At 69.4% G+C, this 24,258-nt stretch carries 37 protein-coding genes and 1 pseudogene; 3 read left to right on the forward strand and 35 right to left on the reverse strand.

Annotation, left to right across the window (positions count from 1 at the left end):
• Positions 1–131: 131 nt before the first annotated feature.
• The 35 genes from rpsD to rpsL form a co-directional block, all read right to left on the reverse strand.
• The gene (rpsD, locus tag BUE43_RS00310; RefSeq protein ID WP_073479314.1) at positions 132–737 is read right to left on the reverse strand and encodes a 30S ribosomal protein S4; all 606 of its coding nucleotides are present in this window, start codon (positions 735–737) and stop codon (positions 132–134) included.
• Positions 738–761: 24 nt separating this feature from the next.
• Positions 762–1,169, reverse strand: coding sequence for a 30S ribosomal protein S11 (gene rpsK, locus BUE43_RS00315; protein ID WP_073479315.1), 408 nt, complete (start codon positions 1,167–1,169; stop codon positions 762–764).
• A gap of 34 nt (positions 1,170–1,203) precedes the next feature.
• Positions 1,204–1,584: a 30S ribosomal protein S13 gene (gene rpsM, locus BUE43_RS00320; RefSeq protein ID WP_073479316.1), complete on the reverse strand. Its 381-nt coding sequence runs from the start codon at positions 1,582–1,584 to the stop codon at positions 1,204–1,206.
• A gap of 277 nt (positions 1,585–1,861) precedes the next feature.
• Positions 1,862–1,975 (reverse strand): 50S ribosomal protein L36, encoded by a 114-nt coding sequence (gene rpmJ / locus BUE43_RS00325; RefSeq protein ID WP_010148647.1) that lies wholly within the window; start codon positions 1,973–1,975, stop codon positions 1,862–1,864.
• A 58-nt stretch (positions 1,976–2,033) separates the two neighbouring features.
• Complete coding sequence (gene infA, locus BUE43_RS00330; protein ID WP_009948665.1) at positions 2,034–2,255, reverse strand: translation initiation factor IF-1; 222 nt, start codon at positions 2,253–2,255, stop codon at positions 2,034–2,036.
• Between the two features lie 217 nt (positions 2,256–2,472).
• Positions 2,473–2,922, reverse strand: coding sequence for a DUF1707 SHOCT-like domain-containing protein (locus BUE43_RS00335; protein WP_073479317.1), 450 nt, complete (start codon positions 2,920–2,922; stop codon positions 2,473–2,475).
• 620 nt (positions 2,923–3,542) lie between these two features.
• Positions 3,543–3,950, reverse strand: a complete 408-nt coding sequence (locus BUE43_RS00345) for a DUF1707 SHOCT-like domain-containing protein (RefSeq protein WP_073479319.1) — start codon at positions 3,948–3,950, stop codon at positions 3,543–3,545.
• 128 nt (positions 3,951–4,078) lie between these two features.
• Positions 4,079–4,882, reverse strand: a complete 804-nt coding sequence (gene map, locus BUE43_RS00350) for a type I methionyl aminopeptidase (RefSeq protein ID WP_073480134.1) — start codon at positions 4,880–4,882, stop codon at positions 4,079–4,081.
• Between the two features lie 23 nt (positions 4,883–4,905).
• The gene (locus BUE43_RS00355) at positions 4,906–5,457 is read right to left on the reverse strand and encodes an adenylate kinase (protein ID WP_073479320.1); all 552 of its coding nucleotides are present in this window, start codon (positions 5,455–5,457) and stop codon (positions 4,906–4,908) included.
• Positions 5,457–6,785, reverse strand: a complete 1,329-nt coding sequence (secY, locus tag BUE43_RS00360; RefSeq protein WP_073479321.1) for a preprotein translocase subunit SecY — start codon at positions 6,783–6,785, stop codon at positions 5,457–5,459. Before secY ends, BUE43_RS00355 begins: the two co-directional genes overlap by 1 nt.
• 319 nt (positions 6,786–7,104) lie before the next feature.
• Positions 7,105–7,545 (reverse strand): 50S ribosomal protein L15, encoded by a 441-nt coding sequence (rplO, locus tag BUE43_RS00365; protein WP_073479322.1) that lies wholly within the window; start codon positions 7,543–7,545, stop codon positions 7,105–7,107.
• Entirely contained in the window at positions 7,545–7,730 is a 186-nt protein-coding gene (rpmD, locus tag BUE43_RS00370) for a 50S ribosomal protein L30 (protein WP_073479323.1), read from the reverse strand. Before rpmD ends, rplO begins: the two co-directional genes overlap by 1 nt.
• Positions 7,731–7,735: 5 nt before the next feature.
• Positions 7,736–8,341 carry a 30S ribosomal protein S5 gene (gene rpsE, locus BUE43_RS00375; RefSeq protein ID WP_073479324.1) on the reverse strand — a complete coding sequence of 202 codons (606 nt, stop codon included), beginning with the start codon at positions 8,339–8,341 and terminating at the stop codon, positions 7,736–7,738.
• A gap of 46 nt (positions 8,342–8,387) precedes the next feature.
• Positions 8,388–8,789, reverse strand: a complete 402-nt coding sequence (rplR, locus tag BUE43_RS00380) for a 50S ribosomal protein L18 (RefSeq protein WP_073479325.1) — start codon at positions 8,787–8,789, stop codon at positions 8,388–8,390.
• A 2-nt stretch (positions 8,790–8,791) separates the two neighbouring features.
• A complete protein-coding gene (rplF, locus tag BUE43_RS00385) occupies positions 8,792–9,331 on the reverse strand; it encodes a 50S ribosomal protein L6 (protein ID WP_073479326.1) in 540 nt (179 codons plus the stop codon).
• A 16-nt stretch (positions 9,332–9,347) separates the two neighbouring features.
• Positions 9,348–9,746 carry a 30S ribosomal protein S8 gene (rpsH, locus tag BUE43_RS00390; protein ID WP_073479327.1) on the reverse strand — a complete coding sequence of 133 codons (399 nt, stop codon included), beginning with the start codon at positions 9,744–9,746 and terminating at the stop codon, positions 9,348–9,350.
• A gap of 103 nt (positions 9,747–9,849) precedes the next feature.
• Positions 9,850–10,035 (reverse strand): type Z 30S ribosomal protein S14, encoded by a 186-nt coding sequence (locus BUE43_RS00395; protein ID WP_073479328.1) that lies wholly within the window; start codon positions 10,033–10,035, stop codon positions 9,850–9,852.
• 51 nt (positions 10,036–10,086) lie between these two features.
• Positions 10,087–10,650, reverse strand: coding sequence for a 50S ribosomal protein L5 (gene rplE, locus BUE43_RS00400; RefSeq protein WP_073479329.1), 564 nt, complete (start codon positions 10,648–10,650; stop codon positions 10,087–10,089).
• Positions 10,651–10,652: 2 nt separating this feature from the next.
• Positions 10,653–10,967 carry a 50S ribosomal protein L24 gene (gene rplX, locus BUE43_RS00405; protein WP_073479330.1) on the reverse strand — a complete coding sequence of 105 codons (315 nt, stop codon included), beginning with the start codon at positions 10,965–10,967 and terminating at the stop codon, positions 10,653–10,655.
• Positions 10,967–11,335, reverse strand: a complete 369-nt coding sequence (gene rplN, locus BUE43_RS00410) for a 50S ribosomal protein L14 (RefSeq protein ID WP_073479331.1) — start codon at positions 11,333–11,335, stop codon at positions 10,967–10,969. Before rplN ends, rplX begins: the two co-directional genes overlap by 1 nt.
• A gap of 55 nt (positions 11,336–11,390) precedes the next feature.
• Positions 11,391–11,666 carry a 30S ribosomal protein S17 gene (gene rpsQ, locus BUE43_RS00415; protein WP_073479332.1) on the reverse strand — a complete coding sequence of 92 codons (276 nt, stop codon included), beginning with the start codon at positions 11,664–11,666 and terminating at the stop codon, positions 11,391–11,393.
• Positions 11,663–11,899, reverse strand: a complete 237-nt coding sequence (gene rpmC, locus BUE43_RS00420) for a 50S ribosomal protein L29 (RefSeq protein WP_073479333.1) — start codon at positions 11,897–11,899, stop codon at positions 11,663–11,665. Before rpmC ends, rpsQ begins: the two co-directional genes overlap by 4 nt.
• Positions 11,899–12,318 (reverse strand): 50S ribosomal protein L16, encoded by a 420-nt coding sequence (rplP, locus tag BUE43_RS00425; RefSeq protein ID WP_073479334.1) that lies wholly within the window; start codon positions 12,316–12,318, stop codon positions 11,899–11,901. Before rplP ends, rpmC begins: the two co-directional genes overlap by 1 nt.
• Positions 12,319–12,321: 3 nt before the next feature.
• Positions 12,322–13,170: a 30S ribosomal protein S3 gene (gene rpsC, locus BUE43_RS00430; protein ID WP_073479335.1), complete on the reverse strand. Its 849-nt coding sequence runs from the start codon at positions 13,168–13,170 to the stop codon at positions 12,322–12,324.
• Positions 13,170–13,580: a 50S ribosomal protein L22 gene (gene rplV, locus BUE43_RS00435; RefSeq protein ID WP_073479336.1), complete on the reverse strand. Its 411-nt coding sequence runs from the start codon at positions 13,578–13,580 to the stop codon at positions 13,170–13,172. The genes rpsC and rplV overlap by 1 nt, the downstream gene beginning before the upstream one ends.
• Before the next feature lie 42 nt (positions 13,581–13,622).
• Entirely contained in the window at positions 13,623–13,904 is a 282-nt protein-coding gene (rpsS, locus tag BUE43_RS00440; RefSeq protein WP_073479337.1) for a 30S ribosomal protein S19, read from the reverse strand.
• A gap of 18 nt (positions 13,905–13,922) precedes the next feature.
• Positions 13,923–14,756: a 50S ribosomal protein L2 gene (rplB, locus tag BUE43_RS00445; RefSeq protein WP_073479338.1), complete on the reverse strand. Its 834-nt coding sequence runs from the start codon at positions 14,754–14,756 to the stop codon at positions 13,923–13,925.
• Between the two features lie 24 nt (positions 14,757–14,780).
• Positions 14,781–15,080, reverse strand: coding sequence for a 50S ribosomal protein L23 (rplW, locus tag BUE43_RS00450; RefSeq protein ID WP_073479339.1), 300 nt, complete (start codon positions 15,078–15,080; stop codon positions 14,781–14,783).
• A complete protein-coding gene (gene rplD, locus BUE43_RS00455; RefSeq protein WP_073479340.1) occupies positions 15,077–15,763 on the reverse strand; it encodes a 50S ribosomal protein L4 in 687 nt (228 codons plus the stop codon). The genes rplW and rplD overlap by 4 nt, the downstream gene beginning before the upstream one ends.
• Positions 15,760–16,413 carry a 50S ribosomal protein L3 gene (gene rplC, locus BUE43_RS00460; RefSeq protein ID WP_073479341.1) on the reverse strand — a complete coding sequence of 218 codons (654 nt, stop codon included), beginning with the start codon at positions 16,411–16,413 and terminating at the stop codon, positions 15,760–15,762. Before rplC ends, rplD begins: the two co-directional genes overlap by 4 nt.
• Before the next feature lie 35 nt (positions 16,414–16,448).
• Entirely contained in the window at positions 16,449–16,754 is a 306-nt protein-coding gene (gene rpsJ, locus BUE43_RS00465; protein WP_003938093.1) for a 30S ribosomal protein S10, read from the reverse strand.
• 438 nt (positions 16,755–17,192) lie between these two features.
• Positions 17,193–18,386 carry an elongation factor Tu gene (gene tuf, locus BUE43_RS00470; protein WP_073479342.1) on the reverse strand — a complete coding sequence of 398 codons (1,194 nt, stop codon included), beginning with the start codon at positions 18,384–18,386 and terminating at the stop codon, positions 17,193–17,195.
• A gap of 140 nt (positions 18,387–18,526) precedes the next feature.
• Positions 18,527–20,629 carry an elongation factor G gene (gene fusA, locus BUE43_RS00475; RefSeq protein ID WP_073479343.1) on the reverse strand — a complete coding sequence of 701 codons (2,103 nt, stop codon included), beginning with the start codon at positions 20,627–20,629 and terminating at the stop codon, positions 18,527–18,529.
• A 97-nt stretch (positions 20,630–20,726) separates the two neighbouring features.
• Entirely contained in the window at positions 20,727–21,197 is a 471-nt protein-coding gene (gene rpsG, locus BUE43_RS00480; protein WP_073479344.1) for a 30S ribosomal protein S7, read from the reverse strand.
• Complete coding sequence (gene rpsL / locus BUE43_RS00485) at positions 21,197–21,571, reverse strand: 30S ribosomal protein S12 (protein WP_073479345.1); 375 nt, start codon at positions 21,569–21,571, stop codon at positions 21,197–21,199. The genes rpsG and rpsL overlap by 1 nt, the downstream gene beginning before the upstream one ends.
• A gap of 572 nt (positions 21,572–22,143) precedes the next feature.
• On the opposite strand from rpsL, the gene BUE43_RS00490 reads away from it, so the two are divergent.
• The 3 genes and pseudogenes from BUE43_RS00490 to BUE43_RS36095 form a co-directional block, all read left to right on the forward strand.
• The gene (locus BUE43_RS00490; RefSeq protein ID WP_159447667.1) at positions 22,144–22,674 is read left to right on the forward strand and encodes a YbaB/EbfC family nucleoid-associated protein; all 531 of its coding nucleotides are present in this window, start codon (positions 22,144–22,146) and stop codon (positions 22,672–22,674) included.
• A gap of 80 nt (positions 22,675–22,754) precedes the next feature.
• On the forward strand, positions 22,755–23,102 hold the full coding sequence (locus BUE43_RS32490; RefSeq protein WP_143173882.1) for a WXG100 family type VII secretion target: 348 nt from the start codon (positions 22,755–22,757) through the stop codon (positions 23,100–23,102).
• 38 nt (positions 23,103–23,140) lie between these two features.
• Positions 23,141–23,572 (forward strand): annotated as a pseudogene (locus BUE43_RS36095) (WXG100-like domain-containing protein); the annotation flags it as partial.
• Between the last annotated feature and the right edge of the window lie 686 nt (positions 23,573–24,258).

The raw sequence follows: 24,258 nt of genomic DNA on the forward strand, positions 1-24,258 counted from the left end.
TGGCGCGTGCGCCGCGGGACCGGGGCCGGCGAGGCGGTCGACACATCCGGCGTGTCGCCGCCGACCCCGGCGCCGGGGGAGGCGGCGCGGGAGCGGGGTTCCCGCGCCCCGGCCGCCTCCCCCGGGCTGGATCACTTCGAGTAGAGCTCGACGATGAGCTGCTCCTGCACCGGCACGTCGATCTGCGCGCGGAGCGGGAGCTGGTGCACCAGGACACGCAGGGCCGAGGGCACGACCTGCAGCCAGGCCGGCACCGGGCGGTCGCCCATGGCCTCCTTGGCGGCCACGAACGGCAGCGTGTTCAGCGACTTCGGCTTCACGTCGATGATGTCGTACTGCGACACCCGGAAGCTCGGGATGTTCACCTTCTGGCCGTTGACCAGGAAGTGCCCGTGCGACACGAGCTGACGGGCCTGCCGCCGGGTCCGGGCGAGGCCGGCGCGGTAGACCACGTTGTCCAGGCGGGACTCCAGGATCTGGAGCAGGTTCTCACCGGTCTTGCCGGGGCGGCGCACGGCCTCCTCGTAGTACCGGCGGAACTGGCGCTCCAGGACGCCGTAGGTGAAGCGGGCCTTCTGCTTCTCCTGCTTCTGGAGCAGGTACTCGCTCTCCTTGGTCCGCGCGCGGCCGTGCTGGCCGGGCGGGTAGGGGCGACGCTCGAAGGCCTGGTCACCGCCGACCAGGTCGACCTTCAGCCGGCGCGACTTGCGGGTGATGGGTCCGGTGTAACGAGCCATTGGTAGTTAGTCCTCCCCCTGGCCTCAGACCCGGCGCCGCTTGGGCGGCCGGCAGCCGTTGTGCGGCTGCGGGGTCACGTCCTGGATGGTGCCGACCTCGAGGCCAGCGGCCTGCAGCGACCGGATGGCGGTCTCGCGGCCGGACCCCGGGCCCTTCACGAACACGTCGACCTTGCGCATGCCGTGCTCGGCGGCCTTGCGCGCGGCGTTCTCGGCGGCCATCTGCGCGGCGAACGGGGTGGACTTCCGGGAGCCCTTGAACCCGACGTGGCCGGCGGACGCCCAGGAGATCACGTTGCCCGTCGGGTCCGTGATGGACACGATGGTGTTGTTGAACGTGCTCTTGATGTGAGCGTGACCGTGAGTGACGTTCTTCTTTTCCTTGCGCCGGACCTTCTTGACCCCGGCGCCGGTGCGGGACTTGGGTGGCATTGCTTCGATGCTCTCCTAGCTGACGCGAGGCGGCTTACTTCTTGCCGGCCTTCTTCTTGCCGGCGACCGTCTTCTTCGGGCCCTTGCGGGTGCGGGCGTTGGTCTTGGTCCGCTGACCACGCACGGGCAGGCCACGACGGTGCCGCAGGCCCTCGTAGCAGCCGATCTCCACCTTGCGGCGGATGTCGGCGGCCACCTCGCGGCGGAGGTCACCCTCGACCTTGAAGTTGTTCTCGATGAAGTCCCGCAGCCTGGTGACGTCCTCGTCACTGAGGTCCCTGGCGCGCAGGTCCGGGCTGATGCCGGTCCCGGTCAGGATCTCCTTCGAGCGGGTACGGCCGATGCCGTAGATGTAGGTCAGCGCGATCTCCATCCGCTTCTCGCGGGGGAGGTCGACGCCAGCGAGCCGTGCCATACGGCGCGTTCTCCTTCTCTTGGCTCCAGGTCTGCTCCCCGCCCGCCCCGGGAGGGGACTGGCTCGTCGAAGTCGACGACGTCCGCCCGCTGGCGTGGGCGGCCTCCCGGGCCCCGGCCTGGAGACCGGGGGTGGATTGGACCCGTGTGTGTCACGGTCCGTCCGCGTCGTTCTCGGACGGACCGCGCCGGCTCGGTGTCCGGGGGACACGGCGTCCGACAGGTACGGGGAGATTTCGTTTTGTCGCGTCTTCGCCCTGCGACGGACGAGGCGGCGATCAGCCCTGACGCTGCTTGTGGCGCAGGTTCTCGCAGATCACCATGACCCGGCCGTGACGGCGGATCACCTTGCACTTGTCGCAGATCTTCTTGACGCTCGGCTGGACCTTCACGGTCGTGCTCTCCTGCTCGGCCGCGTGCCCGAGCCTCGCGGCCCGGGCACCGTGGAGGTCACTTGTAGCGGTAGACGATGCGGCCGCGGGACAGGTCGTAGGGCGAGAGCTCCACGACTACCCGGTCCTCCGGCAGGATGCGGATGTAGTGCTGCCGCATCTTGCCGCTGATGTGCGCCAGGACCTTGTGGCCGTTCTCCAGCTCGACGCGGAACATCGCGTTGGGGAGCGGCTCGATCACGCGGCCCTCGACCTCGATGGCCCCGTCTTTCTTGCCCATGTCCTCCGCGTTTCGTGACGGTGCGAGTACGGTCACGCTCGGGCGGATCCGGATGACCCGACCAGGCGGTGGGCGCACGACGCCCCGGCTCCGATAATCGCCACGAAATGCTGGTGCACACGCGCACGGCGGAACCGGCGCGAAGTACGCGCCGACACACCAGTGTAGGCACACCCTCCGGAGCGCTTCAAACCAGGGGGACCGGCGTCACCAGGCGTCAAGCGGACGCGCCGGGGTGCTCGGAACGTGAGCGACCCCGACCCGCGACGTAGCTCACCAGGAGGGCGACGCCCCACGGTCCAGCGACCCAGAGCCACCACGGGTACACGAAGTGACCACTGCTGACGCTCACCGACGCCCAGATCCCCACGTTGACCAGGCTGACCCCCGCCCAGGCCGCGAGGCTGGACCGGAACGCGCCCCGACTGGGGACCGCCGGCTCCACCGCGGCCGCATCACCCTTCCGGGCGACATCGGCCGCCGCCGCGGGCGCCGGCAGGTCCTTCGTCAACCGCTCCAGCTCGCCGTAGCTGCGTGACGCCCAGACGTCCCGCACCCGCTGGTCGAACTCGACCAGGTCGATCCGCCCCTCGGCGTGCGCCCGCTCCAGCCGGTCGACCACCTTCTTCCGGTCGTCGTCCGACGCCCGCATGCCATCGCGCTCCATGACCGCCTCCCCACAGTCCGAACGTCGCCCACCACGGTAAGTAACACCGTTACGAAACACAACGCCCATGGCAGCGACGCCACAGGCCGGCGCGGGACTCACCGAACCTGCGCTCCCCGGCACGGGCACGACGAACTCCTCGAACCCGGCTCCCCAGCGCGCTCGTGGTCCGCCGCCGGCGGGGGGACCTGGCCACCTTCCTCCGCGTCGACGGATCTGGTGAGGGCGGCATGGAGCACGGGATCCGCATGCACCGCCGCGGTCGCCTTCCGCTCGTGGATCAGCTGTCCCAACAGGGTCCACCGCGCCGTCTCAGCGGCAGTGAACACGTCGACGAACTCGTCACGCCCCTCAGCCGGGAGGTGCCGAAGCCACGGGAACTCGGCCGCCAGCACCTCCCGCAACACCTCGCGAGGCCCGATCCGGATCAGACAACGCAGGACGTGCCACGCCGTCACAACGCCCCCGACAACACTCGTGAGCTGGGCCTCCGCAACACCACGACAGGCACAGCCGAATTCTGGTCACGCTGGGAAGCAGGGACGCCGAGTCGATCCCGGCATCATCCGTGTGGGTGAGGGTTCCACCGCCTTTGACGGACGGAGTGCCCGAGTTGACCCTCAGCGCTCGTTGTCGCGGCCGACGCCGCTCCACCACAGGACGCCGAGGACGGCGCCGGGTGCGGCGAACCAGATCCACCACGGGTAGGCCCAGCCCGTGCTCAGCACGAGCAGACCCCAGACAGCCACGTTGAAGGCCACCACGGAGAGCCAGATCCGGGTCAGCACCGTCATCGCCACCCGGGCCGACGAGGGCTTGGCCGGTCGCGGCGCCGCCGGGGACGGCAGGTCCGCCACCACCCGGCCCAGCTCACCACGCGTCTTGGCGTCCCAGGCGGTCCGCACCCGGGCGTCGAACTCCGCGAGGTCGATGAGCCCCTGGGCGTGCGCCACGTGGAGGCGGTCCTGCACCAGCTTGCGGTCGATGTCCGACGCCCGGATGTCGTCGGGGTGTAACGGGTCACCCATGCCGCTGATCTTCCCAGTTGCCCGCGCGGCCGGGACGGGGAACCGGACAGCCGGCACGCCCGGCCCGGAACAGCCGAGTGCCCGCGCCGGGAGGGCGCGGGCACTCGGCAGGTTCCTGCGGACCGACGTCAGATCACGGTCTCGTTCTCCGGGGCGGTGAGCACCCAGGGGCCGTCCTCGGTGATGGCCACGCTGTGCTCCCAGTGCGCCGCCCGGGAGCCGTCGACGGTGACCACGGTCCACTCGTCGTCGAGCTCCTCGGTCTCCGGCGACCCCAGGGTCAGCATCGGCTCGATGGCGATCGCCATCCCCACCTTCAGCTTCGCGCCCTTGCCCGGCCGGCCGTAGTTCGGCAGGAACGGCTCCATGTGCATCTTGCTGCCGATGCCGTGGCCGCCGTACTCCTCGACGATGCCGTACTCGACGCCGTCCTTGGCCCGGGAGGCGCGTACCGCGGTCTCGATGGCGTGCGAGATGTCGGTGAGCCGACCGCCCGGGCGCACCGCCCGGATGCCGGCCAGCATCGACTCCCTGGTCGCCTCGGACAGCAGCTGGTCGGCCTCGCTGACCGCGCCAACGCCCAGCGTCACCGCCGAGTCGCCGTGCCAGCCCTCCAGGATGGCCCCGCAGTCCACCGACAGCAGGTCCCCGTCCGCGAGCACCTGGTCGCGGCTGGGGATGCCGTGCACGATCTGCTCGTTCACCGAGGCGCAGATCGAGGCCGGGAAGCCCTGGTAGCCCTTGAACGAGGGCACCGCGCCGGCGTCCCGGATGGTCTGCTCCGCCAGCTCGTCGAGCTCGCCGGTGCTCACGCCGGGGCGGGCGTGGGCGGCCACCGCCGCCAACGCCCGCGCCACGACCAGCCCGGCGGCCCGCATGGCCTCCAGCTGGCCGGTCGTCTTGATCTCGATACCGCGTCCGCGTCGTACCACCGAACCCACCGTCTCCAGCAGGTTCACGACTCGGCGCGCAGCGCCTTGAGCGCGCGCTCGCTGATCTCGTCCACCGGACCGACGGCGTCGACGGTGATCAGGATGTCCCGGTAGTAGCTCAGCAGCGGGGCGGTCTCCGAGCGGTAGATCTGCTGCCGGCGCCGGATGACCTCCTCGGTGTCGTCCGAGCGGCCACGGGCCAGCAGGCGCTCCACCACGACGTCCTCGGGGACGTCGAACTCCAGCACCGCGTCCAGCCTCGCCCCGGACTCGCCGAGGATCTCGGACAGCACCTCGGCCTGCGCCGTGTTGCGGGGGAAGCCGTCGAGCAGGAAGCCCTTGGCGGCGTCCGCCTCGGCGAGGCGCTCCCGCACCATCGCGTTGGTGACCGAGTCCGGCACGAGCTCACCGGCGTCGAGGTACTGCTTGGCCTCCCGCCCCAGCGGGGTCTGCTCCCCCACGTGGGCCCGGAACAGCTCACCGGTGGAGATGTGCGGGATGCCGAGCTTGCCGCTCAGCACGGCGGCCTGGGTGCCCTTGCCCGCGCCCGGCGGGCCGACGAGAACGAGTCGCACTAGCGGAGGAACCCTTCGTAGTTGCGCTGCATCAGCTGGCTCTCGATCTGCTTCACCGTGTCGAGGCCGACGCCGACCATGATCAGCACCGCGGTGCCGCCGAACGGGAAGTTCTGGTTCTGCCCCTGGCCCGTCATGTCCAGGAAGAAGTTCGGCAGGATCGCGATGATGCCCAGGTAGAGCGACCCCGGCAGGGTCAGGCGGTTCAGCACGAACCCGAGGTACTCGGAGGTCGGCCGGCCCGGCCGGATGCCCGGGATGAAGCCGCCGAACTTCTTCATCTCGTCGGCGCGCTCGTCCGGGTTGAACGTGATCGCGACGTAGAAGTAGGCGAAGAAGATGATGAGCAGGAAGTACAGCGAGATGTGCACCCAGCTCGACTGGTCCACCAGGTAGGTGTCCACCAGCCGCTTCCAGGTCGACGGCTCGCCGGTCGGCGAGGCCGCGAGCTGGGAGATGAGCTGCGGCAGGTAGAGCAGGGACGAGGCGAAGATGACCGGGATGACGCCGGACTGGTTGACCTTCAGCGGGAGGTAGGTCGACGTCCCGCCGTACATCCGGCGGCCGATCATGCGCTTCGCGTACTGCACCGGGATCCGGCGCTGCCCCTGCTCCATGAAGATGACGCTGGCGATGATCGCCAGGCCGAACGCGCACACGACGGCGAAGACCAGGCCGCCCTGGGTGCGCAGGATGTTGCCGCCCTCGGGCACCAGGCGGGCCGCGATCGAGGTGAACATCAGCAGGGACATGCCGTTGCCGATGCCGCGCTCGGTGATCAGCTCCCCGAACCACATGATGATCGCGGTGCCCGCGGTCATCGTGATGACGATGACCACCAGGTTGAACACCGACGAGTCGGGGACGATCGGGTAGGTCGTGGTGTCGCAGTTGCGCAGGAGCTGCCCGCGCACGGCCAGCGCCATCACGCCGGTGGACTGCAGGACGGCCAGCGCGACGGTCAGGTACCGGGTGTACTGCGTCAGCTTGTTCTGGCCGGACTGGCCTTCCTTCTTCAGCTGCTCGAAGCGCGGGATCACCACCGTCAGCAGCTGCACGATGATGCTGGCCGTGATGTACGGCATGATCCCCAGCGCGAAGACCGAGAGCTGGAGCAGCGCGCCGCCGCTGAGCAGGTTGATCAGCGAGTAGACGCTCTGGTTCGCGCTGCCCTCGATGAGCCTGATGCACTCCTGGACGTTCTTGTAGGAGACGCCTGGGGAGGGCAGTGTCTGGCCGAGCCGGAACAGCACCAGGATCCCCAGCGTGAACAGGATCTTGCGACGCAGGTCTGGCGTCGCAAGAGCCGAGCGGAAGGCGCTGAGCACGCGGTACCTCCTCGGCATCGCCGAGCCTCGTGGGACCCGACGATCGGCTGGGCCGGCTTCCGTGCCGGCTTAGTTGTCGACAACCTGGCGGGCAAGCCAGACGCGCCCGCCCCACTACGGGGCGAAGCGTGCTGACGACTCTAACAGCCCCGCCCCCTCATTCCGCCCCCGCCGAAGCATTCCCGCCATCGGAGTCCCCCATGTCGGGACGAAGGGCACGCACCGGGCGGGCCCGGTCCCAGGTCAGGGGCGGTGGACGCCAAAACGGGAGGGCCGGACGCCTGCGCGTCCGGCCCTCCCGCTCGGCAGTGAGATCAGCTCACAGCTTGGTGGCGGTGCCACCGGCAGCGGTGATCTTCTCCTGGGCGCTGCCCGAGAAGGCGTGCGCGGTCACGTCGACCTTCACGCCCAGCTCGCCCTCGCCCAGCACCTTCACCAGCTGGCCCTTGCGGACCGCGCCGGCGGCGACCAGCTCGGCGACGCCGATGACGCCGCCCTCCGGGAACAGCCGGGCGATGTCGCCGACGTTCACGACCTGGTACTCGGTGCGGAAGCGGTTCTTGAAGCCCTTGAGCTTCGGCAGCCGCATGTGGATGGGCATCTGCCCACCCTCGAACGCCGCCGGCACGTTCTTGCGGGCCTTGGTGCCCTTCGTGCCGCGACCGGCGGTCTTGCCCTTGGAGCCCTCACCACGACCCACGCGGGTCTTGGCGGTCTTGGCCCCCGGGGCCGGCCGGAGGTGGTGGATCTTGATGGTCATCAGTCAGCAACCTCCTCGACCGCCACCAGGTGGCGGACGGTGTGGACCAGGCCGCGGACCTGCGGGTTGTCCTCGCGCACCACGGACTGGCGGATCTTCCGCAGGCCGAGGGTGCGCAGCGACTCCCGCTGGTTCTGCTTGGTGCCGATGGTGCTGCGCAGCTGGGTGATCTTCAGCTTCGCCATGCCGGTCACGCCCCCTGCTGCCCAGCGCGAGCCCGCAGCATGCCGGCCGGCGCGACGTCCTCCAGCGGCAGACCGCGACGGGCCGCCACCTCCTCGGGCCGCTGCAGCTGCTTCAGCGCGGCGATGGTGGCGTGCACGATGTTGATCGCGTTGTCGCTGCCCAGCGACTTGCTCAGCACGTCGTGCACACCCGCGCACTCCAGCACGGCGCGCACCGGGCCACCGGCGATGACACCGGTACCGGGGGCGGCCGGGCGGAGCAGCACCTGACCAGCGGCGTCCCGCGCCTCGACCGGGTGCGGGATGGTGGTCGCGATCCGGGGGACGCGGAAGAAGTTCTTCTTCGCCTCCTCCACGCCCTTGGCGATCGCGGCCGGCACCTCCTTGGCCTTGCCGTAGCCGACGCCGACCAGGCCGTCGCCGTCGCCCACGATGACCAGCGCGGTGAAGCTGAACCGCCGGCCACCCTTCACGACCTTGGCGACGCGGTTGATCGACACCACGCGCTCGATGTGCGGGGTCTTCTCCGGGGCCGCCCCGCCGCGGCCACCGTCCCGGCGGTCGCGGCGCTCGCCGCGCTCCCCGCCGTCACGACGCATGCGTCCAGGCATCAGGCGTCCCTTCCGGTGATGAACTGGATCTTCTTAATCAGCACTGTCAGAACTCCAGCCCCGCCTCGCGGGCGGCGTCCGCCAGGGCCGCGATCCGGCCGTGGTACTCGTAGCCACCACGGTCGAACACGACCTCGGAGATGCCGGCGTTCTTGGCCCTGGCGGCGACGAGCTCGCCGACCTTGGCCGCGCGCGCCTTCTTGTCGCCGTCGATCGCGCGGACGTCGGCCTCCAGGCTGGAGGCCGCGGCCAGCGTGTGGCCCTGGATGTCGTCGATCAGCTGGGCGACGATGTGCCGCGAGGAGCGGAACACCGCCAGGCGCGGGCGCTCCGCGGTGCCGACGACCTTCTTCCGCAGCCGGAAGTGCCGCTTGATCCGGGCCTCGCGACGCGCCTGGGAGACACCCTTGCCGACGGTGCGGCGCTTGGTAGCAGTGGTCTCGCTCATGCTCACTTACCCGTCTTCCCGACCTTGCGGCGAACGTTCTCGCCCGCGTAGCGCACGCCCTTGCCCTTGTAGGGCTCCGGCTTGCGGATCTTGCGGATGTTGGCCGCGACCTCACCGACCTGCTGCTTGTCGATGCCCTGCACGGAGAACTTGGTCGGGCTCTCCACCGCGAAGGTGATGCCCTGGGGCGGGTCGACCTTCACCGGGTGGCTGAAGCCCAGCGCGAACTCCAGCGAGGAGCCCTTGGCCTGGACGCGGTAACCGACGCCCACGATCTCGAGCTTCTTCTCGTAGCCCTGCGTCACACCGACGACCATGTTGTTCACCAGCGTGCGGGTCAGGCCGTGCAGCGAGCGGCTCTTCCGCTCGTCGTCGGGCCGCTTCACCAGCAGCCCGCCGTCCTCGGCGCGCTCCACGGCGATCGGCTCCGGCACGACGTGGGTGAGGGAGCCCTTCGGGCCCTTCACCGTCACGACCTGGCCGTCGATGGTGATGTCGACCCCGGCGGGGACGGGGACGGGCAGCTTTCCAATGCGCGACATGCCGTAACCCCCTTCCTCACCAGACGTAGGCGAGGACTTCCCCGCCCACGCCCTGCTTCTGGGCCTGCCGGTCGGTCAGCAGGCCGGACGACGTGGAGATGATCGCCACGCCGAGACCGCCCAGCACCTTGGGCAGGTTGGTCGACTTGGCGTACACCCGCAGGCCGGGCTTGGACACGCGCCGCAGGCCCGCGATGCTCCGCTCGCGGTTCGGCCCGTACTTCAGCTCAATGACCAGGTTCCTGCCCTTGTCGCCCTGCTCCGCGCGGAAGCCGGCGATGTAGCCCTCGCGCTGCAGGATCTCGGCGATGTTGGCCTTGAGCTTGGAGTGCGGCATCACGACCTCGTCGTGGTATGCCGAGTTGGCGTTCCGCAGACGCGTGAGCATGTCTGCGATCGGGTCGGTCATCGTCATGGTGACCTAATCAACCTTTCTCGCCGCGGTTCCTCTGCCTGGGCAAGGGGCCTACGGCGAAGTGGGGGTCTGGAGCAGGGCGTAAGGGTTCAGCCTAGCTGGATTACCAGCTGGACTTGCTCACGCCGGGCAGCTCACCGCGGTGCGCCATCTCACGGAGGCACACCCGGCAGAGACCGAACTTGCGGTACACCGAGTGCGGACGACCGCAGCGGTTGCACCGGGTGTAGGCGCGCACCGCGAACTTCGGCTTACGCGCGGCCTTGCTGATCAGCGCCTTCTTCGCCATGGCTCAGTTCTCCTCGTTGCGATCCACGGCCGCGATCACCATCACAGCCCGTCACTGCTCCTTGAACGGGAAGCCCAGGTGCTTCAGCAGCGCCCGGCCCTCCTCGTCGGTGGTGGCGGTGGTGACGACGGTGATGTCCATGCCGCGCGGGCGGTCGATCGAGTCGGGGTCGATCTCGTGGAACATCGACTGCTCGTTCAGGCCGAACGTGTAGTTGCCGTTGCCGTCGAACTGCTTGCCCGACAGGCCGCGGAAGTCGCGGATACGGGGCAGCGCGATGGTCAGCAGCCGGTCCAGGAACTCCCACATCCGGTCGCCACGCAGCGTCACGCGGGCGCCGATCGGCATGCCCTCACGCAGCTTGAACTGCGCGATGGACTTCTTGGCCCGCCGGACCTCCGGCCGCTGACCGGTGATCAGCGACAGGTCGCGCACGGCGCCCTCGATCAGCTTGCCGTCGCGGGCGGCGTCGCCGACGCCCATGTTCACGACGACCTTGACGACGCCCGGCACCTGCATCGGGTTGCCGTAGGCGAACTCGTCCTGCAGGGACCGCTTGATCTCCTCGCGGTACCGGGTCTTCAGCCGCGGAACGATCTTCTCAGCCGTGGTCATGCTCAGATGTCCTTACCGTTCCGACGGGAAATGCGAACGCGCTTCCCCTCGTCGTTCGTGCGGTACCCGACCCGGGTGGGCTTGCCGTCGGAGTCCACGACCATCACGTTGCTCACGTGGATCGAGGCCTCCTGGGTCACGATGCCGCCCGACTGGGCGCCACGCTGGGTCCGCGAGACCCGGGTGTGCTTCTTGATGCGGTTCACGCCCTCGACCAGGACCCGCTGCTGCTGCGGGAAGGCCTGGATGACCTTGCCCTTGGCGCCCTTGTCCTTGCCGGCGATGACGACGACCGTGTCGCCCTTCTTCACCTTCATCACAGCACCTCCGGCGCGAGCGAAATGATCTTCATGAACTTCTTCTCACGAAGCTCACGGCCGACCGGCCCGAAGATGCGGGTGCCCCGCGGCTCGTTGTCGTTCTTGATCAGAACGGCAGCGTTCTCGTCGAAACGGATGTACGAGCCGTCCGGACGGCGCTTCTCCTTCGCGGTGCGGACGACGACGGCCTTGACCACGTCACCCTTCTTCACACCGGCGCCGGGGATGGCGTCCTTGACGGTGGCGACGATGATGTCGCCGATGCCCGCGTAGCGCCGCGCCGAACCACCGAGCACGCGGATGCAAAGGATCTCCTTCGCACCGGTGTTGTCGGCGACGCGCAGTCGCGACTCCTGCTGGATCACGTCAACTCCTGACCCTTGGTGGCGCGCCAGATTTCCGACCTGACGCGCGCGGTCGTCACTTGGCCTTCTCGAGGATCTCCACGAGCCGCCAGCGCTTGGTGGCCGACAGCGGGCGGGTCTCCATCAGCAGCACACGGTCGCCGACGCCGGCGATGTTGCCCTCGTCGTGCGCCTTCACCTTGGAGGTGGAGCGCATGACCTTGCCGTACAGCGGGTGCTTCTTGCGGTCCTCAAGCAGGACGACGATCGTCTTGTCCATCTTGTCGGACACGACGTAGCCCTCGCGGACCTTGCGGTTGTTGCGCACGTTGCTCTCGTTGTTCTCGCTCATGCCGCGCCCTCACCCTCGGGCGACTGCGACAGGCCCAGCTCACGCTCGCGCATCACGGTGTAGATGCGGGCGATGTCATGCCGGACAGTCCGCAGCCGGCGGTTGTTGTCGAGCTGCCCGGTCGCCATCTGGAAGCGGAGGTTGAACAGCTCCTCCTTGGCTTCCTTCAGACGCAGCACGAGCTCCTCGTTGGTGAGCTCACGCAGCTCAGCGGCGGTCGTACCCGCTGCCATCAGAACTCACCACCCTCACGCGTGACGATGCGGCACTTCATCGGGAGCTTGTGGATCGCGCGACGCAGGGCCTCGCGGGCCACGGCCTCGTTCGGGAAGCTCATCTCGAAGAGCACCCGACCGGGCTTCACGTTGGCCACCCAGTACTCCGGGGAACCCTTACCGGAACCCATCCGGGTCTCGGCCGGCTTCTTGGTCAGCGGGCGGTCCGGGAAGATGTTGATCCAGACCTTGCCACCACGGCGGATGTGCCGGGTGATGGCGATACGCGCCGACTCGATCTGCCGGTTGGTCACGTAGGCCGGCTCCAGAGCCTGGATGCCGAACTCGCCGAAGGACACCCGCGTGCCGCCCTTGGCCGCACCCTTGCGGCTCGGGGAGTGCTGCTTGCGGTGCTTGACCTTCCGTGGGATGAGCACTACTCAGCCCTCCGTCTTCTCGACCGCGGCGCTCTCGGTGACGGCCGCCGCGGCCTCCTCGCTCGCCCTGGCCTCGGCCGCGCGGCCGGCCTCGGTGCTCGTCGGCGTGGTGCCGGCGGCTCCGGACCGACGACGGCGCTCGCCGCGCTCGCCACGCTCACCGCGCTCGCCACGCTCACGGCGCGGCGGGCGGGACTCGGCGGCGGTCTCGCGGGACTTGTAGCCGCCCACCAGGTCGCCCTTGTAGATCCACACCTTCACGCCGATGCGGCCGAAGGTGGTGCGGGCCTCGAAGAAGCCGTAGTCGATGTCCGCGCGCAGCGTGTGCAGCGGCACCCGACCCTCGCGGTAGAACTCCGACCGCGACATCTCGGCGCCGCCCAGGCGGCCGCCGCACTGCACCCGGATGCCCTTGACCTGCGGCGAGCGCATGGACGACTGGATCGCCTTGCGCATCGCGCGCCGGAAGGACACGCGGTTGGACAGCTGCTCGGCGACGCTCTGCGCCACGAGCTGCGCGTCCGCCTCGGCGTTCTTGACCTCGAGGATGTTCAGCTGGACCTGCTTGCCGGTCAGCTTCTCCAGCGCGCCGCGGATCCGGTCGGCCTCCGCGCCGCGGCGGCCGATCACGATGCCCGGACGGGCGGTGTGGATGTCCACGCGGACGCGGTCACGGGTGCGCTCGATCTCCACCTTGGAGATGCCCGCGCGCTCCATGCCCTTCGAGAGCATGCGGCGGATCTTGACGTCCTCCGCCACGTACTCCGAGTACTGCTTGTCGGCGTACCAGCGCGACTTCCAGTCGGTGGTGATCCCCAGCCGGAAGCCGTGCGGGTTGATCTTCTGACCCACTACCGGGCACTCCCCTTCGCGCGGTTGGCCTTGCCGGCCTTCGGGCGCGACTCGACCTCGACGGTGATGTGGCTGGTGCGCTTGCGGATCCGGTACGCGCGGCCCTGGGCGCGCGGCCGGAAGCGCTTGAGCGTCGGCCCCTCGTCCACGAACACCGCCGACACCCACAGGGTCTCCGGGTCCAGGTCGAGGTTGTTCTCGGCGTTGGCCATGGCGCTGGCGAGCACCTTCGCGACCGGACCGCTGGCGGCCTGCGGCGCGAACTGGAGCACGCTCAGGGCCTCGCGGGCATTGCGGCCCCTGATCAGCTCGACCACGCGACGCACCTTCATCGGCGTCATGCGGACGTAGCGGGCCCGCGCCACGGCACGCGGAGCCTGCTCCGCCGTGCCGGCGTCGGTGTTACCCATCGCTGCTAACCCCTTGCTTCGTCAGTTCCAGTCACAGCCCGCTCAGCGGCGGCGCGACTTGCGGTCGTCCTTGACGTGGCCCTTGAAGGTCCGGGTCGGGGCGAACTCGCCCAGCTTGTGCCCGACCATGGCCTCAGTGATGAACACCGGGACGTGCTTACGGCCGTCGTGCACCGCGATGGTGTGACCCAGCATGTCCGGGATGATCGTGGAACGGCGGGACCAGGTCTTGATGACCTGCTTGCTCCCCTTCTCGTTCTGCACGTCCACCTTCTTGAGCAGGTGGTCGTCGACGAAGGGGCCCTTCTTAAGGCTGCGCGGCATCCTTCACTCCCTCCCTGCTCAGCGCTTCTTACCGGTGCGACGACGCCGGACGATGAGCTTGTCGCTGGCCTTGCGCCGACGGGTCCGACCCTCCGGCTTGCCGTTCGGGTTGACCGGGTGACGGCCACCCGAGGTCTTGCCCTCACCACCACCGTGCGGGTGGTCCACCGGGTTCATGGCGACACCGCGGACGGTCGGGCGCTTGCCCTTCCACCGCATCCGGCCGGCCTTGCCCCAGTTGATGTTCGCGTGCTCCGAGTTGCCCACCTCGCCGACGGTGGCGCGGCAGCGCACGTCGACGTTGCGGATCTCACCCGAAGGCATGCGCAGCTGCGCGTACGGACCGTCCTTGGCCACGAGCTGGACGCTCGCGCCGGCCGAACGGGCGATCTTCGCGCCGCCGCCGGGCCGCAGCTCGATGGCGTGCACCACCGTGCCGACCGGGATGTTGCGCAGCGGCAGGTTGTTGCCCGGCTTGATGTCGGCCTTCGGGCCGTTCTCGATCTTGTCGCCCTGACGGAGCTTGTTCGGGGCGATGATGTAGCGCTTCTCGCCGTCCGCGTAGTGGAGCAGCGCGATGCGCGCGGTGCGGTTGGGGTCGTACTCGATGTGCGCGACCTTCGCCGGCACGCCGTCCTTGTCCGCCCGCCGGAAGTCGATCAGCCGGTAGGCGCGCTTGTGCCCGCCGCCCCGGTGCCGGGTCGTGATCTTGCCGTGCGCGTTGCGGCCGCCCGACTTGGTGATCGGGCGAACCAGCGACTTCTCCGGGTGAGACCGGGTGATCTCGGCGAAGTCGGACACGCTCGCGCCACGACGGCCAGGCGTCGTCGGCTTGTACTTGCGGATGCCCATCTCTGTGCCAGTCCCTACGTTCTCTTACGCGGCCGGGCCGCCGAAGATCTCGATCGGCTTGCTCTCCGAGGAGAGCGTGACGATGGCGCGCTTGGTGTCCTTGCGCTTGCCCCAGCCGTTGCGGGTGCGCTTGCGCTTGCCCTGGCGGTTGATCGTGTTCACGGACACGACCTTCACGCCGAACACCTTCTCCACCGCGATCTTGATCTCGGTCTTGTTGGCGTCCGGGCTCACCAGGAAGGTGTACTTGTTCTCCTCGAGCAGCCCGTAGGACTTCTCGGAGATCACCGGCGCCAGGAGAATGTCACGCGGGTCGGGAATCACTTCGCCGCCTCCTCCAGCTCACCGGAGCGCGCGCTCGCCTTGGCCGTCTTGCCGCGGACCGGGCCGGCCAGGAAGAGGTTCAGCGCGTCCTTGGTGAACACCACGTCGTCGTTGACCAGCACGTCGTAGGTGTTGAGCTGGTCCGGGTGGATCAGGTGCACGCTCGGCACGTTGCGCAGGCTCAGCCAGGCGATCTCCTCCGCGCGGCTGACCACCACGAGCACCTTCTTCGCCTGGGTCAGCGCGGCCAGCACGGCCATGGCCGTCTTGGTGGACGGCTTGTCGCCCTCGACCAGCGAGGTGACCACGTGCACCCGGTCGGCGCGGGCCCGGTCGGAGAGGGCGCCGCGCAGGGCGGCGACCTTCATCTTCTTCGGGGTGCGCTGGCTGTAGTCGCGCGGCGTCGGACCGTGGACGGTGCCACCGCCGGCGAACTGCGGGGCGCGGGTCGAGCCCTGACGGGCGCGGCCGGTGCCCTTCTGCCGGTACGGCTTCTTGCCGCCGCCGGAGACCTCACCGCGGGTCTTGGTGTCGTGCGTGCCCTGCCGCGCGGCCGCCATCTGGGCCACGACGACCTGGTGCATCAGCGCGATGTTGGCCTGGACGTCGAAGACGTCGTCGGGCAGCTCGACAGTGCCCTCCGCCTTGCCGTCCGGGGTGCGGACCTCAACCGTGGCGGTCACTTGACACCACCCTTCGCAGCGGTCTTGACGAGCACGAGCCCGCCCTTGGGACCGGGCACCGCGCCCTTGATGAGCAGCAGGCCGGACTCGCCGTCCACCTGGTGCACGGTCAGGTTCTGCGTGGTCACCCGCTCGTGGCCCATCCGGCCGGCCATGCGCACGCCCTTGAACACGCGGCCCGGGGTGGCGCAGCCACCGATCGAGCCGGGCGAGCGGTGCTTGCGCTGGGTGCCGTGGCTCGCGCCGAGGCCGCCGAAGCCGTGTCGCTTCATGACACCGGCGTAGCCCTTGCCCTTGCTCGTGCCGGTCACGTCGACCACGCTGCCCGCCTCGAAGACCTCGGCGGTCAGCTCCTGGCCCAGCTCGTACTCACCGGCGTCGGCGGTACGCAGCTCCACCAGGTGGCGGCGCGGGGTCACGCCGGCCTTGGCGAAGTGACCGGCGCGCGGCTTGTTCACCTTGCGCGGGTCGATGGCGCCGAAGGCGAGCTGGACCGCCGAGTAGCCGTCCTTCTCCGGGGTTCGGATCTCGGTGACCACGCACGGGCCCGCCTTGACGACCGTCACCGGGACCACCCGGTTGTTCTCGTCGAAGACCTGGGTCATTCCGAGCTTGGTGCCCAGGATCCCCTTGATCTGCCTGTCAGACATGGGACTGTTAACTCCGCCGCTCTCGCGTCCAGCTCTTACTGGATGTTGACGTCGACGCTGGCCGGCAGGTCGATGCGCATGAGCGCGTCCACCGTCTTCGGCGTGGGGTCGAGGATGTCGATCAGACGCTTGTGCGTGCGCATCTCGAAGTGCTCGCGCGAGTCCTTGTACTTGTGCGGCGAGCGGATGACGCAGTAGACGTTCTTCTCAGTGGGCAGCGGCACCGGCCCGACGACCCGAGCGCCGGTGCGCGTCACGGTCTCGACGATCTTGCGCGCGGACGCGTCGATCGCCTCGTGGTCGTAGGCCTTGAGCCGGATGCGGATCTTCTGTCCCGCCATGGTGGCTTGCCGTTCCTCTTCTCGTACCGCTGCGGTGCGGGTTGCCTTGCCGGTGGGGCCCGAGGGGTCCCGGACCGCGCTCCGCCCCTGTTCAGGTGTCACGGTGCCCGGTCCACGCGGTCGGGCGTGTCGCGCCCTCAAGCACAGACCGGTCCCACTGACTTCGTCCGTGGGATGGATCCTCGCGGACCCGGTGTCCCCCCGCTCACGCCGACGTGGTGCGTCAACAGACGCCGACCGCCGACGACCAGGGGCTGCGGTTGCTTTCCCTACTGGAGGGGCTCGTGCCGGGGCGGCCACACCCGCTGACGGCCAGCATCGCTGGCCGCACGAACTGGCCGCCCCGAACGAGCAACCCGTACAGAATGCCACACCGCAGTGGGGCAGTCCAAATCGGGTGGGGGAGGCCACCCGCGAGCGGACGGCTCCCCCGGCGACTCACTTCAGAATCTTGGTGACCCGGCCGGCGCCGACGGTGCGGCCGCCCTCGCGGATCGCGAACTTGAGGCCCTCCTCCATCGCGATCGGCTGGATCAGGGCGACGGTCATGTTGGTGTTGTCGCCCGGCATGACCATCTCGGTGCCCTCGGGGAGGGTCACCACGCCGGTCACGTCCGTGGTCCGGAAGTAGAACTGCGGACGGTAGTTGTTGAAGAACGGCGTGTGACGGCCACCCTCGTCCTTGGACAGGATGTAGACCTGCGCCTCGAAGTCGGTGTGCGGGGTGACGGAACCCGGCTTGCAGACGACCATGCCGCGCTCCACCTCCTCGCGCTTGGTGCCGCGCAGGAGCAGACCCACGTTGTCGCCGGCCTGGCCCTGGTCGAGGAGCTTGCGGAACATCTCGACGCCGGTGACGGTCGTCGACATGCTCTTTTCCTTGATGCCGACGATCTCGACCGTCTCGTTGACGTTGATCACGCCACGCTCGATGCGGCCGGTCACCACGGTGCCGCGGCCGGTGATCGTGAAGACGTCCTCGACCGGCATCAGGAACGGCATGTCGATCTCACGCTGCGGCTCGGGGACGTTCTCGTCCACGGCCTTCATGAGCTCGAGCAGCTTCTCGCCCCACTCCTTGTCGCCCTCGAGGGCCTTCAGGGCGGACACGCGCACGACCGGGACGTCGTCGCCCGGGAACTCGTACTCGTTGAGCAGCTCGCGGACCTCGAGCTCGACGAGCTCCAGGATCTCCTCGTCGTCCACCATGTCGGCCTTGTTCAGCGCGACCACGATGTACGGCACGCCGACCTGGCGGGCCAGCAGCACGTGCTCCTTGGTCTGCGGCATCGGGCCGTCGGTCGCCGCGACCACCAGGATGGCGCCGTCCATCTGCGCCGCACCGGTGATCATGTTCTTGATGTAGTCGGCGTGACCCGGGCAGTCGACGTGCGCGTAGTGCCGAGACTCGGTCTGGTACTCGACGTGCGCGATCGAGATCGTGATGCCGCGCTGGCGCTCCTCGGGAGCCTTGTCGATCTCGTCGAACGGCGTGAACGGGTTCAGGTCCGGGTAAGCGTCGTGCAGCACCCGGGTGATCGCCGCGGTCAGCGTCGTCTTGCCGTGGTCGATGTGACCGATGGTGCCGATGTTGACGTGCGGCTTGGTCCGCTCGAACTTCGCCTTCGCCACTGGTGTGTCCTCCTGGACTGTGTTAGCTACCCGTCGCGCCGGAGTGGATCCGACGCGGCGTGCCTCAGGGCCGGTTGTGCGGACCCTGGGGAGGAACTCCCCGCGGGCCCCGCACTGGATGTGCGGTTCCGGCTAGGGGGTCACTCCCCCGTCGCCTTCGCGATGATCTCCTTCGCGACGTTCGCGGGAACCTCGGCGTAGGAGTCGAACTGCATCGAGTAGTTCGCGCGACCCTGGGTCTTCGACCGCAGGTCGCCGACGTACCCGAACATCTCCGACAGCGGAACCAGCGCCTTGACGACGCGGTTGCCACCGCGCTCCTCCATGGCCTGGATCTGGCCACGGCGGGAGTTCAGGTCGCCGATGACGTCACCCATGTAGTCCTCGGGGGTGAGGACCTCGACGGCCATCATCGGCTCCAGCAGGGCCGGGTCGGCCTTGCGCGCGGCCTCCTTGAGCGCCATCGAACCGGCGATCTTGAAGGCCATCTCGGACGAGTCGACCTCGTGGTAGGCGCCGTCGAGCAGCGTCACCTTCACGCCGACCAGCGGGTAGCCGGCGAGCACGCCGTACTGCATGGCGTCCTGCGCGCCCGCGTCCACCGACGGGATGTACTCCCGCGGGATGCGACCACCGGTGACCTTGTTGGAGAACTCGTACAGCGCACCGTCCGCGGTCTTCTCCAGCGGCTCCAGCGCGATGATGACGCGGGCGAACTGACCCGAGCCACCGGTCTGCTTCTTGTGCGTGTACTCGAACTTCTCGACCTTGCGGCGGATGGTCTCCCGGTAGGCGACCTGCGGCTTGCCGACGTTAGCCTCGACCCGGAAGTCCGACTTCATCCGGTTGACGAGCACCTCGAGGTGCAGCTCGCCCATGCCCTTGATGATGGTCTGACCGGTGTCCTCGTCCAGGTTGACCCGGAAGGTCGGGTCCTCCTCGGACAGCTTCTGGATCGCGGTCGAGAGCTTCTCCTGGTCGGCCTTCGACTTGGGCTCGATGGCCACCTCGATGACCGGCTCGGGGAACGTCATCGACTCGAGCACGATCGGGGCGCCGGAGTCGCTCAGCGTGTCACCCGTGGTGGTCTCCTTGAGACCGATGCACGCGTAGATGTGGCCGGCGCGCGCCTCGTCGACCGGGTTCTCCTTGTTGGAGTGCATCTGGAAGAGCTTCCCGATGCGCTCCTTGCGGTCCTTCGTCGCGTTGATGACCTGCGTGCCGGCGGCCACCTTGCCCGAGTACACCCGGATGTAGGTGAGCTTGCCGAAGAACGGGTGGGTCATGATCTTGAACGCGAGCGCGGAGAACGGCTCGTCGACCGACGGCTTGCGGGAGGCCGGGGTCTCGCCGTCCTGGAGGGTGCCCTCCACGGCCGGCACGTCCAGCGGCGTCGGCAGGTAGTCGATCACCGCGTCGAGCATCGGCTGGACGCCCTTGTTCTTGAACGCCGAGCCGCAGAGGACCGGGTAGCCCTCGCTGTTGACGGTGATCTTCCGGATGCCGGCCTTGACCTCCTCGACGGAGAGGTCGCCCTCCTCGAGGTACTTCTCCATCAGGGCCTCGTCCGTCTCGGCGACGGCCTCGAGGAGCTTCTCCCGGTACTCGGCGGCCTTGTCGGCCAGCTCGGCCGGGATCTCCTCGACGGCGTAGTCCTCGCCCTTCTGGACCTCACCGCGCCAGGTCAGCGCCCGCATCTCCACCAGGTCGATGACGCCGACGAAGTCCGACTCCGCGCCGATGGGCAGCTGGATGACGACCGGCCGGGCGTTGAGGCGCTCCTCGATCGTGCGGACCGTGAAGTAGAAGTCCGCGCCGATCTTGTCCATCTTGTTGACGAAGCAGATCCGCGGCACGTCGTACTTGTCCGCCTGACGCCAGACCGTCTCGGACTGGGGCTCGACGCCCTCCTTGCCGTCGAAGACGGCGACGGCGCCATCCAGGACGCGCAGGTTGCGCTCCACCTCGACCGTGAAGTCGACGTGCCCCGGCGTGTCGATGATGTTGATCTGGTGGTCGTCCCAGAAGCAGGTGGTCGCGGCGGACGTGATGGTGATGCCGCGCTTCTGCTCCTCCTCCATCCAGTCCATCGTCGCGGCGCCGTCGTGCACCTCGCCGATCTTGTAGTTGACCCCCGTGTAGAAGAGGATCCGCTCGGTCGTGGTGGTCTTGCCCGCGTCGATGTGGGCCATGATCCCGATGTTGCGGACCTTGGCCAGGTCAGTCAGCACGTCGCGTGCCACGAGTCTTCCCCGTTCTGAGATTGCAGCGGTCGCTGTCCAGACGGCGGAGCCGGCGTGGTCAAGTGGGTCTCCCCGCCTGGCCGGCGACCGCCACTACTCACCAGCGGTAGTGCGCGAAGGCCTTGTTGGACTCGGCCATCTTGTGCGTGTCCTCGCGGCGCTTGACCGACGCCCCGAGGCCGTTGCTCGCGTCGAGCAGCTCGTTCATGAGGCGCTCGACCATGGTCTTCTCACGGCGCTGGCGCGAGAAGGAGACCAGCCAGCGCAGCGCCAGGGTGGTGGAGCGGGCCGGACGCACCTCGACCGGCACCTGGTAGGTGGCGCCACCGACACGGCGGCTGCGCACCTCCAGCGCCGGCTTGACGTTGTCCAGGGCGCGCTTCAGCGTCACGACCGGGTCGGTGCCGGTCTTCTCGCGGCAACCCTCGAGCGCCTCGTAGACGATCTTCTCCGCGATCGACCGCTTGCCATCCCGCAGCACCTTGTTGATGAGCTGGGTCACCAGCGGAGAGCTGTAGACGGGGTCGGCGATCAGAGGCCGCTTCGGGGCCGGACCCTTGCGGGGCATCAGCTCTTCTCCTTCTTCGCGCCGTAGTGGCTGCGCGCCTGCTTGCGGTTCTTCACGCCCTGGGTGTCCAGCGCACCCCGAATGATCTTGTAACGCACACCCGGGAGGTCCTTCACACGGCCGCCGCGGACGAGCACGATCGAGTGCTCCTGCAGGTTGTGGCCCTCACCCGGGATGTAGGCGGTGACCTCGACGCCGTTGCCGAAGCGGACACGCGCGACCTTGCGGAGCGCGGAGTTCGGCTTCTTCGGTGTGGTGGTGTAGACGCGCGTGCACACACCCCGCCGCTGCGGGTTCTTCTCGAGCGCCGCGGTCTTCGACTTCGCGGCCTTCGCCTTGCGGCCCTTCCGGACCAGCTGCTGGATCGTGGGCATGGACCGTCTTTCTGTAGCGTTCGCGTGTCGTGCTCAGCGAGCTGTGTACTTGATCCCTCCGTATCCCGAGGTCGGGCGTGTCGCCCTCTTCTCCGGCCCGCGAAGGTCCCGAGCACCCCATGGATAGTGGGAGGGAGCTCCGCACTCCCGGCGCGGTGACCACCGCTCACGGGCACGCGGAGTGGCCCGACGCTAGTCGGGCACGAGTAGCAAAGATACCTGCCTCGTCCGCGCCCGGTCAAAACGGGGGTCGCCTAGCTTAGTGCCCGTTCGCCACCTGTTCGCCCGCCCGTTCAGCGTCCGTTCGACGTCGGTTCCCTGGCCGTTCGCCGGAGGCAAAGCCCCACGTCAGGATACGCGAGTGCGGGCGGAGCCGGCCTGCCGGGCACCGCCGGCCCACGTCGCCCCCAGCCCCGGCGCTCCCCGGCGGGAGCGCTCCGGCGCGGCGGGTCCGCGGGGCGCGGTGTTCGCGGGGTTCGGCACAGAGTCACCTAACTCGCCATACGTCCTGTGACGAATTGGTAGCGTCCCGTGCGGTCCGCGTGATGGGGCGACGAACGGGGTGGATGTCGGTGCTGGACGAGCTCGAGGCACGCAACGCGGCGTTGCGCGAGCAGATCGAGAGCGGTCTGCGGGAGCTGCGTCACCGCACCGAGGGGCTGCGGGCCGCGCGGGAGCGGGTCGCGGAGCTCACCGGCGAGGCGACCTCGCCCGACGGCCGGGTCACCGCCCGGGTCGACGCCACCGGGATGCTGACCGGGCTGGAGCTGTCCGAGCGCGCCTTCGAGCGGACGACCCCGGAGCGCCTGGCCCGGATCGTCACCGAGGTCGTGCGGCAGGCGGCGACCGAGGCCCGGCACCGCGCGCAGGAGGAGCTCAGCGCGTTCACCGGGAACGCGCCGGACCTCCCCGACGTGGTACCCGGCGCCCCGTCGCTGCGTGACCTGTACACAGTGGAGCCACCCGAGGTGGTGACACCCGCCACGGGCACGGCGACCACGCCGCGCGCGTCGGCCGGCGGGTCCACACCGGACCGCTCCGCCCGACGCGAGGACCCGGACGACGACGAGCCGGGCGACATCCTGCGGCGGGCCGACTGGTGAGCACCTGGGACCAGTCGGGCCGCGGCCGCCCCAGCACTCCCAGCGCACCGGCCGGGCAGCCCGCCGCCGCGGGGTGCGGCGTGCCCAGCACCGGGCAGGGCGCGGGCGGCGGCTCCGGCGTGCTCTGGCTCGAACCGGCCGAGGTGCGCTCCGCCGGAGCCAGGATGACGCGCGCCGGCGACGCGATGGAACGCGTCGTCCAGGCGCTGCGCGGCGCGCTCGACGCCGAGGGCGAGTGCTGGGGGCACGACGAGTCCGGCGAGAAGTTCGCCAAGGAGTACGTCCCCCAGCGGGACAAGATGCTCGAGGGCATGGGCAAGGTCGTCGAAGTGCTGCACAGGGTCGGGGAGAACCTCGGGAAGATGGTCGACGACTTCGAGCGGCGGGACGCCGACAGCGCCAGGGGTCTGGGCGGGAACCGCGCGTGACCGGGGGGCCACGCGGTTTCGAGGGGGAGTAGCGGGGCGTGGGGATCGAGATCCCGGAGCCGGTCAGGTGGCTCCTGCCGATCGTCGTGGGCTCGGAGTGGCCGGAGGGGGACGAGACCGCGCTGCGGCGGATCGGCGACGCCTGGCGGCAGGCCGGCGACGCCCTCCAGGACGTGGTCGAGGACGCCGACGGCGCGGCCGCCGAGGCGATCCGGCACATCAGCGGGCAGGCCGGCGAGAAGTTCGAGGAGTTCTGGCGGAAGCTCTCCGGCCCCGACGGTCTGCCGTCGCTGCACGAGGCGTGCGCCGCGCTCGGCGAGATGTGCGAGAAGTGCGCCCTCGAGATCGAGTACACCAAGCTGACGATCATCCTGTCGCTGGTCGTCCTCGCGATCCAGATCGCCGCGATGCTGGCGGCCGCCGTCGCCACGTTCGGCGGTTCGACGGCGGGCATCCCGGTCGCCCAGGCCGCCACCCGGGTCGCGGTGCAGATGGTCTTCCGCCAGCTGCTGACCCGGCTGGCCAGGTGGGCCGGCGAGAGCGTCGCCAAGAAGCTGGTCGCCCGGGTGCTGAGCACCCTGCTGACCAGGGTGCTGCCCAGCCTCCTGATGGAGGTCGCCTCCTCGGTGGCCATCGACGCCGCCGTCCAGGGCGCGCAGTTCGCCGCCGGCACCCGCAAGGAGTGGGACGGCGACCTGACCAAGAGCGCCCTGAAGGACGGGGCGATCTCCGGGGCGCTCGGCGGGCTCGTGCCCGGCGGCAAGGGCGCGGGCCACGCGGTCGGGGAGGCCGCGGAGACGTCGGCCGCGGGCATCGCCAAGGCCATGGGGAAGGGCGCGGCGCGCAACGCCGTCGAGGAGGGCGCGCTCGGCGGGGCCAGCGCGTTCGTCTCGGGCCTGACCAGCGAGGACGGGCCGAAGCTCAAGGACGTCCTCATGGGCGCGAGCTCCGGCGCGGTGGGCGGCGCGCTCGGCGGCGCGAAGCATGGCGCCAGGGACGCCAGGCCCCACGGCGGCGGGAGCGACGTTCCCGACTTCGGCTCCGTGGACGTCCCGGTCTTCGGTGGCGGCACCCGCTCGGCGCCCGATTTCACCGGGACCGACCCGTCGGCGGGTTTCGCCCGCTCCGGCGACGCGGGGACGCGGTCGGCCCCGCC

Origin of the sequence: Streptoalloteichus hindustanus, assembly GCF_900129375.1 — a bacterium.
Taxonomy (GTDB): domain Bacteria; phylum Actinomycetota; class Actinomycetes; order Mycobacteriales; family Pseudonocardiaceae; genus Streptoalloteichus; species Streptoalloteichus hindustanus.